This window comes from Aureibaculum flavum (assembly GCF_016406085.1).
In the GTDB taxonomy this organism is placed as follows: Bacteria; Bacteroidota; Bacteroidia; order Flavobacteriales; family Flavobacteriaceae; genus Aureibaculum; species Aureibaculum flavum.
In genome coordinates this window covers 118,030-137,533 of record NZ_JAEHFJ010000012.1, presented here as the reverse complement: position 1 = coordinate 137,533, position 19,504 = coordinate 118,030, and the positions used below count along the sequence as shown (strand labels likewise).

At 36.9% G+C, this 19,504-nt stretch carries 3 protein-coding genes; all 3 read right to left on the bottom strand.

Annotation, left to right across the window (positions count from 1 at the left end; all coding sequences use genetic code 11):
* Window positions 1-47: 47 nt before the first annotated feature.
* On the bottom strand, window positions 48-5,549 hold the full coding sequence (locus JBL43_RS18220; protein WP_198842815.1) for an FG-GAP-like repeat-containing protein: 5,502 nt from the start codon (window positions 5,547-5,549) through the stop codon (window positions 48-50).
* A gap of 459 nt (window positions 5,550-6,008) precedes the next feature.
* Window positions 6,009-13,322, bottom strand: coding sequence for an Ig-like domain-containing protein (locus JBL43_RS18215; RefSeq protein ID WP_317193469.1), 7,314 nt, complete (start codon window positions 13,320-13,322; stop codon window positions 6,009-6,011).
* A gap of 717 nt (window positions 13,323-14,039) precedes the next feature.
* Window positions 14,040-19,253, bottom strand: coding sequence for a lamin tail domain-containing protein (locus JBL43_RS18210; RefSeq protein ID WP_198842813.1), 5,214 nt, complete (start codon window positions 19,251-19,253; stop codon window positions 14,040-14,042).
* Window positions 19,254-19,504 lie beyond the last annotated feature (251 nt).

The following is a 19,504-nucleotide window of genomic DNA, read 5'->3' as shown; positions in this document are numbered from 1 at the left end:
GAAACAACTGAATTTTATTTATTCCTATTTTTCTCAATATTAATTTTTTATTTACCATTACCCGGTGTTGAATCGGGGTCTAAAACAGAACTATTAATTATTTCTGCCTGATTCTTAAACTCTCCACAAACATCAACCGTTAGCGTATAAGTTAACGTTATTGAACTGCCTGGATTTAACACATAAGCTCCTACATTCCAATTCATAGCCCTAGTACCTGAATTATATGTTACCGTTCCTTGAGTTACTGTATAATTAGCAGGAATATGAGTGTAATTAAAGTCTGAAGGAATAATATCTTCTACCTCTATATTAGTTGTAGACGATGGTCCGCCATTTGTAATTACAATAGTAAAAGTGATATCATTTCCTACATCTGGTGTACTATTATTAACTGTTTTTACTAAAGATAAATCTGCAGCACTACAGTTTTGTGCATTACTTAAATTATCATAATCCAAGGTCCCGTTTAAAACATTAGTCAAAAAATATTGATTTTCTGCTGAATTTATTGCTCCTGGTGTTCTTCCTGTCTTTCCTGACCTTATAAAGTTAGAAGCATCTTCCCAATCTCCGCATTGAAAGGCAAAAGTACTGCCAGCTCCACCATTTCCTAAATTAAAAGATTGTCCTCCGCAAGGGAAATAGGGAAACGGAGCAACAACATTTCCAAATGAATAACCATGATAAAAAGTTCCATCTGGTCTTCTGGTTTGAACGGCATCTCCGGTATTTCTAAATGCGACTCTTGACCATGAAGCTGTTGTGCTAGTACAAGGTAAATAGTCTGTATTGGTTGATGATGGTAAATTACTGCAACCATTAAGTGATGCATGATTACCTGGCAATATATAAACACCATCTCCATTACTATCTGCTGGATCGTCAGCAGGAATAGCTGCATCTCTATCTGATTGATTATATATAACTATAAGCGAGCCTGGTGATACTGCATTAAAGTTGGAACCTAATACAATAGAACCTGGAGCAACCCCTGTTGAAGAAGAACCTTGGAACTCACCATTATTATCATCTATAAACCAACCCGTTAAATCTACTGGTGCGGTTGGATTGGCTGAATCGCCAACAACTAACAGCTCTACCCAATCTTGAGACCCACCATCGCCATTTGACATTTCATTCACAATAATACCTGCACTTTCTGAACAGATGGTATCATCATCTCTAAAATCAACATCTCCTCCAGAATTAGCATCACCATCAACATCAGACAATATTAACGAACCAGACAAAGGATTGTCAATAGTCCCTCCAGGATCACTATATCCTGATGTATCGGCATCAGTTGCATCATCTAATCCATCATTATCAATATCATTTCCACTTAGGTTAATTCTTGCTTCTGTAGTATCATTTGCACCTTCATTATCAGAATCTAAATCTAAATAATCTGGAGTATCTATTCCATCGGTATTAACAGGTGTCAATCCCGATGTATAATTTGTGAATACACCATTCACATCTACAGTGCCACTTGGAATTACATAACCTATGGTAGTTTGAGCCTCTACATTGTCTGGTATACCATCTCCATCCGAATCTAAATCTAAAAAGTTTGGTATTGTATCGGTATCGTTAGCACTTTCAGCTATCGTATAATTGATATGCTCATTGTCTGGATGATCTTGTACTGAATCTGGTAAGCCATCAGCACCCACGGCTCCATTTACTTCTCCATCAGAGTGTGGTTGATTATGACCCGCTTCTACAGCATCAAAAATTCCATCATTATCACTATCGAGATCAAAGGCATCTATTACTCCATCGCCATCTGTATCTTGACATGCTCCATCTTTTCTCAACTGAACATTATCTAACGCAGCCCCTGCACTCGTATTTCCGGAAGATGGAGTGGCCTGAAATGCAATTGAAGTTGTGGTAGTGGCAGCGACGAATGACACCTGATAATAAAACCAGTTTTTTGGACCAATAACACCATTGACCGGACCTTGTGCCAAAGTAGTTAATGTCTGACTTGCCAAACTATTAGCTCCCGAATCAGTAACGTCTACATCTATGGTTACAACACTCCCTGCTGAGTGACCAACATCTTCGCCCCAATAAAAGGATAGGGTATACGACTCGCCAATTTCAGTGGCTACGGTTTGTGAAATAATATTATTTACACCTCCGGAATGGGTATTGTTTCCTAACACATCAATATATTGATCTCCATCATACGATGCAGCAAAATCATCTGGAGTCCATGAAAAACTTCCACTTGTAACCCAGCCATCCAAATTGTGGGTTTGATTCCATCCATATAAACTATATGAATTAATAGTTTGACCGATAAATGTTCCTCCAGATTCTGTATTTGGACCAGGAAATTCTGTTGTGCTTGAAAAGTCTTGCGAATCAAAACTTCCGTTAATTAATAAATTTCCACAGCCTTCGTCCGTATCTAAAATACCATCATTGTCATCATCTACATCATATTCATCTACCAATCCATCTCCATCATTATCTGGTCTATTATCGGTTGCATCTCTAAAATCAACATCGCCTCCACTATTAGCATCGCTATCGGAATCTGTCAAGAGTACTGAACCTGATAATGGATTGTCTATTGTTCCTCCTGGATCTGAATAATCTGATGTCGCATCTGTACCATCATCTAAACCATCCCCATCTGAATCAACCCCCGACAACGTAATACCTGATTCTGTAGTATCACTTCCCCCTTCATTATCTGAATCTAAATCCAAATAATCTGGATTGTCTGTACCGTCTGTGTTGGTTGGAGTAATACCTTCTCCAGAACCCGGAGTTGTTTCATAAGCATCATCTAATCCATTACCGTCACTATCGGTACCACTTGGTGCCGTATATCCTAAAGTGGTTTGGGCTTCTACATTATCGGGAATACCGTCGTTGTCTGAATCTAAATCTACATGATCCAAAATACCATCACCATCAGTATCCACAGAACATTCCTGAACCAAACTAGATATATTTCCTTGCATATAAGTAGGTCCTGTCACAACTTGATCTACAATAAAATTGTTAGTAACCGCATTCCATGAAACTGGATTCAATGTTAACCCATTTGTAAAAATCATCGGTTCCAAAGGCCCATTTAATGTTTTTGATCCAAACACTTCAAGTGCTCCATTCTCATCAATTATGAATCTAATAAATGGAGTTTCATCATTGGCTGCTACGGGTGAAGTAATAGACCAGACTTCACTCATTGAACCAGCTCCATAATACGTTCCATCTGCAAATTCAACATTTCGTTCAGCAGAGTAAAAATTTATCTCCGCTGATGTCAACTGACTGCCATTGATACTCAAATTAAAACTATTGTCAATCCTTGTAATGTCAAAAACAGAACCATTTGAACCGTTATTCAAGGAAAGTGCTACATTATTTCCATCAGAGATATTATAACTAACAGACTCCGTCGAGCATCCTTCGTTGGTATCTAAAATTCCATCGTTATCATCGTCTATATCACAAACATCATTAATACCGTCACCATCTGTGTCGAGACCGGTAGGGTCTGCACAAGGTTCATACACCGTAACTGTAGCTGTATCACTTTTACCAGAACCTGGACAAACCGTAACCGTTGCATCTGAAATGGTATATGTAAACGTTGTACCCGGAAACGCTGTTGCAGCACTATAAGTATAGGTAACTAATCCAGCGGCAGCGTTATCTATTACAACAGATCCTATCGTAGGTTGGGTTATACTTTCAATTGCAAAACTATCCCCATCGGGTTCAGAATCGTTATCAAACAAACTTATTTGAACAGAAACGGTGTTTCCATACGCTACAGCTTCAACATCATCGTTTGCTATTGGAGCATTTGGATTTTGTAAAGTTTCTGCATCAGTGGTGGTTATTGAGTAATGATTTGTACCTACAATTGTACTCGGTTGTGCTACTGCCGTGGCTATCAATCTTGTTATTGCACCTGCGGCATTATTGTAAAGATTTGGATAATGTACTTCAATTAAATAGGGTTGACCCTCTCCAAGTGGTAACCCAAAATGAACTAATGGAGATTGTTGGGTTCCATGTCCAAAAACACCATTAACTTGGCGTAATCCACTAATAATATTTCCATCACAATCCTTAATTAAAACATTTGTACCGATAGCTGTTCTTCCAGAAAACCCACCCGTTGTACCATCAGGATTTCTATCTTCAGTGACATCAACAATAAGATGATTATTTCTATTTGTTGCAGCAAGGTTATTTATGTATAATTGATTGGCACCACCATTGATATTTATATAAATATCTAAATCTCCATCATCATCAACATCAACCATTGTAGTACCCTCGCCATCGGCACTGGAATTAAAAGTTGCAGCATCGAGATTAAAGTTCATGGCACTACCACTACCAATTGTTCCGGGTGCAGGGGTAGGACTATTTAATTGATTGATATATAAATAACTTCTAGAATTACCAACCAATATGATATCAATATCTCCATCATTGTCAATATCTCCACCTGCTAAGGCATCTATACGAGCAGATGAAGATGATGCATTGGTATTAGCAGGTTGCGGTAATCCTGGAAAAACTGCTGCACCTAAAGGTATAAAGACACCACCATCATTTCTAAAAATTTGAGTTGTACCATTTTCTGTCCAAACCGCATCTAAATCACCATCGTTATCTAAATCCCATAAGCCATTTCCTCCTTTATTTGCATTTTCAGCTTGAGCTAAATCAGCACCATTATTAAAAGTTCCACCTTGATTTAAAAAGAAGTCATTTTCACCCCGCTTACGCATAAAAATATCTACCCAACCGTCATCATTCACATCCGCAGCCGTTCCATAATCACCGTCTGTTGCAAATTGATTAAGTCCGAATTCAGTTACACCAGCTCCATTACCTGTTGTAATATGAGTAAACAAGGATGCCGGAGCAGGATTTACTGTAGTATGCGTAGTATGATTGATATAATTATTTCTAAGCAATTCAATTCCAAAACTATGATTATCAAAAAAGATATCTAAGTCACCATCGCCTTCAAAATCGAAAACACCAACACCTTCTGAATTTATAGGATCAATTTGTATTGTATTGTCTGCAGTTCTGCCTACAGTAATAGGGGCTGGTCCTCCAATACCATCTCCAAAGGTTCCGGATGGGTTTTGAATAAATATTTGTAAGGCTTTTCCAGTTCCTGTACTAGCATCTGTATTCATTATAAAATCTGGCCGTCCATCATTGTTTAAATCTCCCCACAAAGCTTGTCTTTCTGATTTTTGATTTAACATACCAGTAACTAATGTAGGCTGTACATTAGTAAATGTATTATCGCCATTATTACGCATTAAATAATTACGTTGGGTCGTACTATTTACCAAAACAAGTACATCAAGATCTCCATCATTGTCATAATCTGCCCACGCATGGCCACCATCTTTAGCCCCTCCTATATTTAAATTGTAGCTCACAGCACTTTCCGAAAAAGTAGTTTGAGCTACCAACGGGCATGATAATAATAACACAAGGGCTATTACATGTGCATTTAATTCTTTTCTTAGCTTAGTCAAAACTGATTTTTTAATTATAAACGTAATTTTATTTACATAAACAATGAGCCTTAAATAATTAAAACAATACTTATAGAAAAACCCTACTGTGCTAAATCGCATTAGTAAGGTCACAAGTTATTTTAACATTTAATGTATTGCTACTTTATTAAATAAAACTGCTAAAAAAAAGATTACTCCAATAAACCCTTTCAATTCTCCACTTATTACTAAAGCAAATATATATAGCTAAAATTAAATTGTTAATAAAATGTTAATAACCTTAATTAATTGTTAATAACTTCGTTCTTGATTGTTAATAACACAAACGTAAAATTCTGATTATTATTGTATTAAGACGATTTTTAAAAAACACACTTTATCAACAAAAAACTTATTTTAAACTAAATATGAACTTCTTTAACTATTGAATTGAAAACTACCGCATTAAACGAATCCATTTTATAATCAAAGAAATAGTTAACCTCCGTTACTAGGTGTAGAATCAGGATCTGATTGAGAGCTACTTACCACTTCCACTTTATTAACAAACTCGCCACATACATTAACAGTGACTGTGTAAGCTAATGTCAAACTACTTCCACTTGCTAATACATAAGACCCTAAATCCCAAGTTAAAGCACCTGTACCCGAATTGAAACTTACCGCACCTTCACTGGTTACAAAATTAGGATGTGCATAATTAAAGTCACTTGGTATTATATCTCTAATGGTAACTGCAGTTGCATCAGCTGGACCATCGTTTCTAAGAATAATTGTAAAGGTTATATCATCACCTACTCCCGGAGTTGAATTGTTAACTGTCTTTTTTAAACTTAAGTCAGCATTACAACCCTCAATAGTTAAAGAAACGGCTGTTCTTAAAATACTCTCACAACCAGTGGTTCTGTCTAAACTGGCCGCATAATAAGTAACTGTTCCAACCACATCAAGTGTAGCACTTGTAATAACAGTACCGCCAGTTACTGCATCGTACCAAATAAGATCTGAACCAGAAGGTGCTACTGCTGTTGCTGTTAATGTTTGCACAGGCATGAGAGCACATTCCGTTTTATCACCTCCACTTATGGGGGCGGGTGGAGGCATTGGGTCATTTAAAGTAACTGAGCCAGATGTACTTGTGCACCCTAATAAAGTAACTACAATATTTGTGTAACTTCCACTTTCTAACCCTGTAATTGCAAATTGGCCACTAGAATTAGTAGTAAAAGTTGCTGGACTCACATTTGTTCCGTCATCCGTATAACTGACACTATAAACCGTACTTGGCGTTAAATCATATATAATTATTAGACCATTAGATCCAGAGCAGGTTGAAGGATCTAAACTTGATATTGAATAATTAACATCGGTTTCACTTACCACGACCACACTTGTATCACTCTCACTAGAACAAGTTCCACTTCCATTTACGGTATATGTATAAGTACCCGCTCCAGCCAAGGCAGGAGTCCAAACCCCTCCGGCATCAGGAGCTCCTCCTAATTCTGCAAACAATAACGCCGTTGTTAAGTGCTCATTTGAACATAAGACTAAGGCACCATCGGTTGCTGCATTTGGTTTTGCCGTATAATTAACTGTTACAGTAGCTATATCTTCGGTTGTACATGGTGAGGTTGCCGCTACTGTATAGGTATAAGTAGTTACATTAGGAGCTAAAGTGGGACTCCATGTTCCACCTGCATCCTCGCCTATAATTGCAGTTTGTAATTGTGATAAGGTTACCGTTTCATCTTCACATAAGGTTAAGTCTCCGTTATTTCCTGCATTGGGTTGAGCTTGATATGTTACGGTCACTATTGACATATCATCTGTTGCACATGGAGAGGTTGCTGCTACCGTATAGGTATAAGTAGTTACATTGGGTGCCAAAGCCGGACTCCAGGTTCCACCTGCATCTTCGCCGGTAATCGCTGTTTGTAATTGTAATAAAGTTGCAATATCATCTTCACACAAATTTAAAGTTCCATTATTCCCTGCATCGGGTTGTGCTTGTAAAGTCAACACTGCGACATCTGAGGTTGCAAAACCACAACTAAATGCACTATCAGTAATAATTACTTGGTATTGATAATTATGAAAAGTTTGTGCTGGGGTAATAACATTCAGCGTTGCCGTGGTAGCACCATTATATAGTGAACTATTACTAATATCACCAAACGTAGTCCCTCCATCAGTGCTCACTTGCCATTGATATGTTAGGTTTGCACCTGAAGCCGTTACTTCAAATATAGCATTCTCACCAAAACAAACAGAATCATCATCAGGCTGGTCAGAAATAACTGGGACTGCACCAAATTCTTGAAAATCATAAGTACTATTTGTGTTTAAATCATCTGGAGTAGTATACCCGTCTGAACCACTAGTTACAACTCCATCCGAATTTACTGTTAAACCAGACCCTAAAGTCCCTGAACCTAATAGCCCATCGGCATCACCATCTGTAAATCCAGCCTCATTAACATCATAACAATTGTCATTATCAGCATCTAATTCATAGGCATCATATACAGAGTCACTATCAGAGTCACTAATGGAATAATTTATTGTAGCTCCTGAAGTATCATTATTTTCAATTGCCGTAAACAATCCATTATCTCCAAAAGAAGATGCTGGTCCATCAATAACACCATCGTTATTACTATCATGTACTCCTGAAACATTTAAAGCACCACTTTCTTGTAAGTCATAAATACCATCATTATCAGAATCTAAATCTAACGAATCTGGAATACCATCTAAATCCGTATCAACATCAACACAATTAGATAAAAAACTAGCATCATTTACAGCAAAAAATGCAGGATCAGCATCTGAAGATATTTCTAATCGCAAAGCAACAGCATTTGTTACTTCTGCAGGTGTTAAATTAAACTCAGAAAGTTCAATAGCTGCAAAACGTATGCCTTTTGGTTGATTGGTACCACTTACCGAGTCATTCGTATTATATTGATCAACTATATGATTACCCATAGAACTCACTGTATTCCAATTTACCGAAACTCCATTACCTATAAAATGACCCGAATTATCAATAAGGTGTAATACATTGAAAGTTGAGCTTCCAGGCTGTGCAACTTGAGTTATTAAAATATCATGCACTCCATCGCCATAAGCACTCATCTGTATTCCTTGAATATTAAAATACCAAACATCTCCAATATTCGCTATTGAATATGCTAAATTTAAACCTCTAACTCCTTGGTTCAAATAAGGATTAAAAGGGGCTCCTCCAGATGTTAAAAGCGGGCCAACGGCAGCCGTGGCATTTCCATCTAGAGCAGATCCTTCTAAACGTATACCCGTATGTATATCTCTAACTGGCGTAAGTGCCGTCCAAGATGTTTCTACTAAAGCCAAATCTCCTGTCCCATTACCATCAGTATCCAAAGCATCAAACAACCCATCACTATCGCTATCTATTAACCTGCTGCTAACCACACCTGTGGCATATGTTTGACTTCCTACCTCAAAAGCTAATAAGTTCGATGTATTATCAGGTCGTACCGAATTAATAGCACCAACTGCCGAAGTCCAATACCCGTTAAAATCGGTGTACAGACCTGATCCTAAACTCATTGCCGAATTAGCACTTGGCGGAACACCTGGAGATATACTTACTTCACATTGACTTTCTTCTAAATCAGGTATCCCATCATTATCATCATCTAAATCAATTCTATTTAAAATGCCATCGCCATCAGTGTCTATATCTACCAAAACAGCTATTGTAGCGGCCGAAGATATAATCTCATTACATATTAACGTTAAATTGGTGACTACAACCCTATATTGATTATCGTCTATAGAAGTTGGGACACCTGTAATTACTAAGTTAGCGGTATTTGTTCCTGAATAAATTCCAGTATCAGTTAAATCATTAAAAGTTACCCCGCTATCTGTACTTTCTTGCCATTGATATGCAAGATTTCCACCAGAAGTTACCACACTAAAGCTACCTGCCTCAGTTTCGTAAATATTTATATCGAAAGGTTGATTGGTTATCGAAAAGTTGGACCCAGCTTCTGTAAAATCAAAAACTGTATTAGTATTTGCATCGGCAGGAATTGTATATCCGTCTGAGCCGCTTATTACCACTCCATTTGTATCTACCAACAAACCTGAACCATAAGTCCCTGAACCTAGTAAACCATTAGCATCTCCATCTGTAAACCCAGCTTCATTAACATCATTACAACCGTCATTATCAGCATCTAATTCTTGGGCGTCAATTATAGCATCCCCATCAGAATCAGCCACTGTATAATTTATAGTTTCTCTATCTGGATCATCTTGAACCGCATTTGGAACACCATCTATACCAACAGCTCCATTTACCTCTCCATTAGTATGGGATTGATTATGACCTGCTTCAACAGCATCGTAAATTCCGTCATTATCACTATCTAAATCAAAAGCATCTATAACACCATCGTTATCGGTATCTTGACAACCTCCTGTATTTACTACACTCACATAATCTATATCAGCCCCTGCAGATGAAGAACCGGCAGGAGGTATCGCTTGGAATTGTATTGTAGTTTGAGTTGTAGTTGCTATGAATGTCTGACTGTAATAATACCAATTTCTAGGCCCAATAATTCCGCCAATTGGACCTTGAGCACTTGCTGTAATAGTCTCATCAATGAGAGGATTATTAGTTGCGTCTAACACATCTACTTCTAGGGTAATACTTGATCCATTACCATGCCCTACATCTTCTCCCCAATGAAAAGAAAAAGTATAAGAATTACCAGGTATTGTATTGATAACTTGTGATAAAATACCATTAACACCACCGGTAACATTATTACTACCAACAACGTCTATGTATTGATTACCCTTGTAAGCTGTTGCAAAACTATCTGATGACCAAGTAGGACTTTGACCACCAATCCAACCGTCTAAATTTTGAGTATAATTCCAACCATATAATGTATTTGTATTATAAGTCGCACCGATAAAAGTACCCGAAGCATCGGTATTATTAGGATCTGAATTTGGAAACTCTATTTCACTACTAAAATCCTGAGCTTCAAAACTTCCATTTATAACCAAGTTTCCACAACCTTCATCGGTATCTAAAATACCATCATTATCATCATCAAAATCTTCGTCATCTACAATTCCATCTCCATCATTATCAGGTCTATTATCTATTGTATCTCTAAAATCTACGTCACCACCAGAATTGGCGTCATTATCAGAATCAAGTAATGCTAATGGACCTGTTATTGGATTATCAATGGTTCCACCTGGATCTGCATATCCACTCGTATTTGAATCTGTTCCATCATCCAATCCATCGTTATCAGCATCCACTCCATTTAGTGCAATACCGGCTTCTGCAGTATCATTTAAACTGTCATTATCAGAGTTTGTATCTAAATAATCAGGAGTATCTGTTCCGTCTGTATTTTCTGGTGACAAACCGCCTAAATAGGCAGAATTTACACCTACATTTGTTATATAATCTGAATCAGTATCAGCATTTGGAGCGACATAACCAATTGTTAGTTGAGCTTCAACATTATCCGGAATTCCATCACCATCACTATCAAGATCAAGATGATTTGGAATACCATCATTATCAACATCTAAATTTGTACAAACAGAATATGAATTTAGAGAGCAAAAATCAGCGTCTAAATAATTTGGTATGCCATCTGAATCAGCATCGGCACTTGGATCATTTCCATTAGATTCTACCGTATCTAAAACCCCATCATTGTCATCATCCAAGTCATACGCATCAGCGAAACCATCCTTATCTGTATCTCTTAAGATTGAAAAGGCAACGGATGGAACATCAGTAGTATTATTACTATCCGTTTGGTCTTGACTATTTGTTGCTATATTTGTGCGATCCAAACGCTGTTCGAGACCCGATATTTCATTCGCTACTGCCTCTATAGTTATCGTTTCTATTTGACCACTCGTTAATGTGCCCACAATCCAGTTCGGTGCTGACCATGAGCCAATACTTACATTTACACTTACTACGCTCAATCCAGCAGGAATTACATCCGTAACCGCTAAATTTGTAACAGAATTAACACCTCTACTTTCAACTTCAATCTCAAAAATAATAGTACCACCTTCAATTACTTCGAGCACATCAGCTGTTTTAGTAATTACAATATCAGGGTTACAATAATAAGCAGCTATAGGCTGTGAGTCATAAGTACAACCTCCTTTCGTTACTCTGACGAAATAATCTCCAGAATGCGTTGGGTCATAAGCTGGATTGGTAGCTCCTGGTACCAACACACCATCATCAAACCACTGGTAAGTTTCAAAATCTTTATCAACAACTTCTACCGTTGCTCCTGGTAGACAGCCTCCTCCTACTACTTCTAAGTCAATTACAGGGACCGTATCAAAGCCAGAAAAATAACCTGCAACACCTCTAGCCCCATTAAAACCTAAAAAACCAACCGCAATAGGACCTGTTGACGTTACAGAAACATCACCCGTGAGACCAGCAACATAAAATGTTTTCCAATCTGCTGACCCGGCAACGACTGCTTCTGTTGGCAAAGTAACTACTCCAGTATCATCTGTTACAATAATATCTGAATTGGCAGTTGTGGTAGAAGCAATTATAAACAATCCTCCAGATGCAGTGATTCCTGAAATATCTTCAATATCATGAATATAATCCATGGTATCTGGCATTAAACAATTTACAGGTGCCACAAAATTTAAACTTACCGTGTGTATTCCAGAATCTCCAGAAATTACTTGATAGGCATATACATCTTTAGTAGAAGAAACAAACATATTATCACCTACTGAAGTTCCAGAATAATAACTAGAAGGAATTTCCACATAATCTCCAACTCCTATATTTGCATAGGCTGTAGCACTGCCATTAACATAAATATTAGTATTCGCTTGCGTTCCTATGATAACCACAAACTCGTTTGTTGCACCACCATTACCACGCACAAAAACATATTCTTTTCCTAACTTATCTTCTGGCACTGGCTGATCTGCACCAGCATCCCTACTTCCACTTCCAGAATTAATACCAAAATTTAGCATACCATTACTTATGGCTATATCTTTATCTGAAACTATCGAAGCCCCAATCCAACCATCAATGTTAGCATTAGTAGCATTTTTTGCCGCTTCAAGCACATAAGATTGTCCTCTCTGTAGTGTTATTGTGATAGCATTTGCGGTAATACCATCGACATCTCCTCCCAAACGAAATTCGCAATTAGGATCATATCCACTAATGGTTACTGAAGTGTTATTCTCGGTTGCCATTATTCCTAAAGTGGCACTCATAGAAGCATGATTTGCTTCTATTGGAGCACCTCCCCATTTGAAATTCTGACCTAAAGCTGCCCTTCCTTTAGAAGTGATTGAAGCCGCCTGTGACCCAGACCTACCTCGATAATTTACATAAAACTTTTCTCCTCCAGGAGCTTCAAAACGCAAACCACTATTCGCCAATACAATTCCAGTATTAGCATTAGTAACCAATGTAACATTGTTATCACCATTACCCAATCCGTAAGAAATAGGCGTAGCTTTTGATAATGAAAAGGAAGTAATTGCTACTGGGTTTGTTCCTAGATAAACATTGACTGTGAAAGCAGTAGTTTCAGGAGTTGATAAATAAATTGTTTGCTGTTGAATTGCAACGTTATTACTATCCTGCTTTAATGGAGGTAAATAATGTAATTCACTTAATTGACTATTCCCAATTTGAGTAAAAACTATTATTATAAGGAAAAATAACTTTCTGAATTTCTGATCCACTTTTTTCAAGAATTCTTATTTAAACAGTATTATTAAACTATAACTACCTCAACCTGAAAACTCCCAGTATGATTTATTATTTTTTTTATAAAACTTCATAAGCTTAAGGTTATAGAACGCAACCTGTAAATACCCATACAAATAGGGCACACTGAAAAATGGTAAAGCTACCAACTCAACATCGAAATTAAAGCATACAGAATACCACCGTTGGCATAATCAAACCAAACGTGAGATACATCTTTACAATCAGTAAAATTTACTTTAAAGGAATAACCATTTTAGAAAGAATGTAGTTTCAGCCTCCTAGAATCAGAATAAAAACACTTAAATTTATAGCTAGTGCTTAAATTCTATTTTTTTTGGTTAAAACTGACATATAGACTTCTATCATAAAATCAGCCACAGTAAGGTTACAGGTTAATTAGCAATTCAAATCAATAATTATTTATTAATTTATATTACAAAATTGATTAACATCAGTAACTCCTTTTTATTTTTCCACTTATTACTAGAACGAATATATACACCTTATTTTAAATTGTTAACAATATGTTGATAACCCTGAATAATTGTTAATAACTCTAAAGATCCGAAGCGACAAATAAAGATAAACACCTGTTTTATAGCACTTACATACCCCAAACAAGCTGAACCTAAATCTATTGCAATGAAATAGGGCAAGGCTAGATTAATACTACTTGTAAAAAGACATTATTATCGCCCATTACCTGGCGTCGAATCAGGATCCGAAGCTGTACTATTTGTAATCTCAGCTCGGTTTTTAAATTCTCCACAAACATCAACAGTTACAGTATATGTTAGTGTAATAGAACTACCTGAAGCCAACAGGTAACTACCAACATCCCAATTCATAGTTCGCGTACCTGAATTATAAGTTAATACACCTTGAGATACTGTATAATTGGCCGGAATATGAGTATATGTAAAATCTGCTGGAAGAATATCTTGCACCTCTATACCTGTTGCTGATGATGGACCATCATTTGCAATTTCAATTGTAAATGTAATATTATCTCCTACACTTGGATTGCTATTATCAACCGTTTTTCTTAGACTTAAATCTGCTTCGCCAATTGCATCTCTATAATCAACATCTCCTCCTGTGGTTGCATCACCATTAGAATCTGGTAAAATTACAGGGTTTATTAATGGATTATCAATTGTTCCTCCTGGGTCGGAATAACCTGTTGTTGCATCTGTTGCATCATCTAAACCATCATCATCTGAATCGCTATTCGCTAATGTTATTCCAGCTTCTGTAGTATCATTTGCACCTTCATTATCAGAATCTAAATCTAAATAATCTGGATTGTCAGTACCGTCTGTGTTGGTTGGTGTAAGCCCATTAGGTAGATAAGCAGAATTTATTCCGTTATTTGCAATGTAAGTAGCAGGACTATCAGTATTCGGAGCAATATAGCCAATAGTGGTTTGTGCTTCTACATTATCAGGAATACCATCATTATCACTATCTAAATCTAATGCATCTACAACACCGTCACCATCAGCATCTCTACAAGTACCAACAATATAATTTGAACCAACAACTTCATAGGGTTCAGAACCTTTCCTTATTTCTGCCGTAAAAGTATAAGCACCCCCTTGATCCCAATACAGAAAATCTATTGGATAAAACCCACTTGCCACAATAGTAAAATTACCGTGAGTTCGTGTAGTTGGGCCTTGATTTGCATCATAACTAGCAACAGTACCACCATCAATTCTCACACGATACCCATCATCTGAACGAACTCGCATATTATATGTTCCAGCCTCTAAATAAATGGAACCAGTCATTAATATAACCCCTCGATTGGTATTACCAGGATCATTACTTAAAGAAGCCGCATCACCTGCCAAAAAACTCTGTAGATTGGTACCATTTCCTATCCCTCCATTAAATTGGGGGTAATCAATATTTGATGCAATAAAAGTAGCATCTGGTGCACCTGAAGTGACCGCTAAAGCAGAGGCTATATTATTAACCGTAGCATTTGAGCCATAATACTCTCCATTTAACCCTCCACAACCTTCTACAACATCCAATATACCATCATTATCATCATCTCGATCTTCTTCATCTACAACCCCATCACCATCTGTATCTGGCCTATTATCAACTGCATCTCTAAAATTCACATCGCCACCTGTTAAAACGTCATAATCAACATCTGGCAATACTTTATCACCACTTAAAGGGTCATCAACGATTCCTCCTGGGTCAGAATAACCTGTAGTTGTGTCGTTCGTATTATCCAAACCATCATTATCAGTATCATTACTTGAAAGCGTTAAACCGGCCTCGACAGTATCATTAGCACCTTCATTATCAGAATCTAAATCTAAATAATCTGGATTATCGGTACCATCCGTATTTTCTGGTGTTAATCCGCTTAAATAAGCCGAGTTAACACCATTATTTGTTATATAATCTGATTCTGTATCTGCATTTGGAGCAATATAATTAATTGTCAATTGTGCCTCTACATTATCTGGAATACCATCACCATCACTATCTAAATCTAATCGGTTCGGTAATAAATCGCCATCTGCATCTGTATCGCCCTCTACTGTATCTAAGATTCCATCATTATCATCATCTAAATCTACGGAATCCACAACACCATCTGCATCATGATCCGGATCGTTATTGTTATTTCCGGGACTTGCTATTCTAGTTGAAGCATCACTATCAAATGTTGGTAGATAACCTGAACACCTTCCAGAAGCCTGAGCACTTGTAGTAGGCTCCCAACAATCAGACATATCTCCATCAATTCCGTTTGAACTTAAACTAATTGACTGTCCGTTACCTGCATTATCTAATGTACTTTGGACGCTATCATCCCAAATAACAGATAATGGCGTTTGATTTATACCATTATTTACACCATAAGCTACATAATCAACCAAAGTAGTATTGGTATCATAAAGCCAAATATCATCGCCACTATTATTAAGTTTTGTACTACTACCCAACCATGCTTGAAATGAAGCATTAGGTGCATTTTTAGAAGCATTCTGTTGCCCTATCCAAACTACGGCATAGTCTCCAGGTTGCAAAATTGTGGAACCTAAACATACTTGAGAACCTGTGCAATTAAAAGTAAACGGATTGGCACTATTAGTAATACTTCCACTAAAATCAGTTTCATTATATATTAATAAATTACCATCAATCAACTGCCATCCTGCTAAATCTACTGCTGTTGAGCCCGCATTATAGAGTTCTATAAATTCATCGTTATTGGCAGCCCCACCAGCGGTTTCATCAAACAAAACCTCATTGATTACAATATTACCTTGTTTATTTGCCGTATCGATACACAAAGTAAATGTACCTGCCGAACCAGAATTTGTAACATCGACCGAAATATAATAGGTATCACCAGCAATTAAGCCTGGCACTCTCAATGCTACATCAGCTGTTCCACTTGAATATCTAGTACTACTAACTTCCGTAGTACCATCAGATTCCCAGATAGCAAGTTGCGTATTGCGTTGATTACCTTTGGTCCCTCCTATATCTACCGTTATATTCAGTTGATCATTTGAAGGTGCCGTAAGTTTAAACCATCTATTTTGTTGTGGCCCACTATTATTCCAATGAATTCCTGCATTTTTATCTGGTGTAGCACCGCGAGTATCATAAATAGCATCTGCTGAACAACTATTTATCAGACTAGAAACATCTATTGCTCCTTCATAAAAATCATAGTCAACAGTATCTTGTAAACACAATGTAAAAGTACCATCCGTACTCGTATTATAACTATCTACCGAAATATAATATGTCTCACCTATAGTTAATCCCACATAACCCACATCTATATCATTACCTGTGGCTGATGAAAAATAACGTTCACTAGAAAGCTCCGTAACACCATCATCTTCCCACAGTGCCAATTGCGAATATCGCTGACTACCCTTAACACCGCCTACATCAACTGTAACATCTATCTGGGTTGTGGTAGCTACAAAGCTAAACCAACGGTTAAATTTTGGACCACTATTATTCCAATTACTTCCTGCATTTTTATCTGGTGTAGCACCGCGAGTATCATAAATTGCATCGGCTGAACAACTATTTATCAGACTGGAAACATCTATTGCACCTTCGTAAAAATCATAGTCAACAGTATCTTGCAAACACAATGTGAAAGTTCCATCTGTGTTGGTATTAAAACTATCTACTGAAATATAGTATGTTTCACCTATGGTTAATCCTACATAACCCATATTAATATCATTATCTGAGGCTGTAGAAAAATAACGTTCACTATTAAGTTCTGTAATACCATCATCTTCCCAAAGTGCTAATTGCGAATATCGCTGACTACCTTTTACCCCACCAATATCTACAGTAATATTTATTTGATCTGTAGTAGCTATAAAGCTGAACCAACGGTTAAATTTTGGACCACTATTATCCCAATTACTTCCTGCATTTTTATCTGGTGTAGCACCGCGAGTATCATAAATTGCATCTCCTGAACAACTATTTATCAGACTGGATACATCTTCTGCACCTTCGTAAAAATCATAGTCAACAGCATCTTGTAAACACAAAGTAAAAGTACCATCAGTATTCGTATTATAACTATCTACCGAAATATAATATGTTTCTCCTATGGTTAGCCCCACGTAACCTACATCAATATCATTACCTGAGGCTGTTGAGAAATAACGTTCACTATTAAGTTCTGTAACACCATCATCTTCCCAAAGTGCTAATTGCGAATAACGCTGACTACCTTTTACCCCACCAATATCTACAGTAATATTTATTTGATCTGTAGTAGCTATAAAGCTGAACCAACGGTTAAATTTTGGACCACTATTATCCCAATTACTTCCTGCATTTTTATCTGGTGTAGCACCGCGAGTATCATAAATTGCATCGCCTGAACAACTATTTATCAGACTGGATACATCTTCTGCACCTTCGTAAAAATCATAATTAACAGTATCTTGTAAACACAATGTAAAAGTTCCATCTGTACTGCTATTATAACTATCAACCGAAATATAGTAGGTCTCACCTATCGTTAATCCGACGTAGCCCACATCAATATCATTATCTGAGGCCGTAGAGAAATAGCGTTCACTTTTCAACTCAGTTACGCCGTCATCTTCCCAAAGTGCTAATTGTGAATAACGCTGGCTGCCTTTAACCCCACCAATATCAACGGTAATATTTATCTGATCTGTAGTAGCTATAAAGCTGAACCAACGGTTAAATTTTGGACCACTATTATCCCAATTACTTCCTGCATTTTTATCTGGTGTAGCACCGCGTGTATCATATATAGCATCTGCTGAACAACTGTTTATAAGGGTTGTTACATCTATTGCTCCTTCGTAAAAATCATAGTCAACAGCATCTTGCAAACACAATGTAAAAGTTCCATCTGTACTGCTATTATAACTATCTACTGAAATATAGTATGTCTCACCTATGGTTAGCCCCACGTAACCTACATCGATATCACTATCTGAGGCCGTAGAGAAATACCGTTCACTATTAAGCTCAGTAATGCCGTCATCTTCCCAAAGTGCCAATTGTGAATAACGTTGACTACCTTTTACCCCACCAATATCAACGGTAATATTTATTTGATCTGTAGTAGCTATAAAGCTGAACCAAACATTAAACAATGGCCCCCCATTGTTCCAATTTGAACCAGCATTTCCGTCAGGTGTTGCATTTATTGTTGTATACACTGCATCTGCAGAACAATTATTTATTATTGATGACACATCAATAGCATTGGCATAGTCATCATTTGCCGGCTGAGCATAAGCCATAATTGTCAGCAAAAAAAACAGACTAGTTAAAATAACCTTTTTTATAGCTACTTCAATCTCCAATAACAGATTACACATACGAGTGTTTCCGTTCTGCATTGCATTTTTAAATTCCAAATTGCATTTATTTTAAAACAACATCAAAACAGTACTTGCAAATTTTAGAGATTTACAAAGACAATTACTGATTATCAGTTTGTTAAATTTATGTTAGCAACAGGTATAGGTTGCATATAACATTTTCCACTTTATTACTAGAGTTTTAACGCCATCACCAGTATGTTATTGTGTTTTAATAGTGAAATTTTGATTTTAAAATCACGTTAAATTAAAGAAAGTTTAATCTCTTG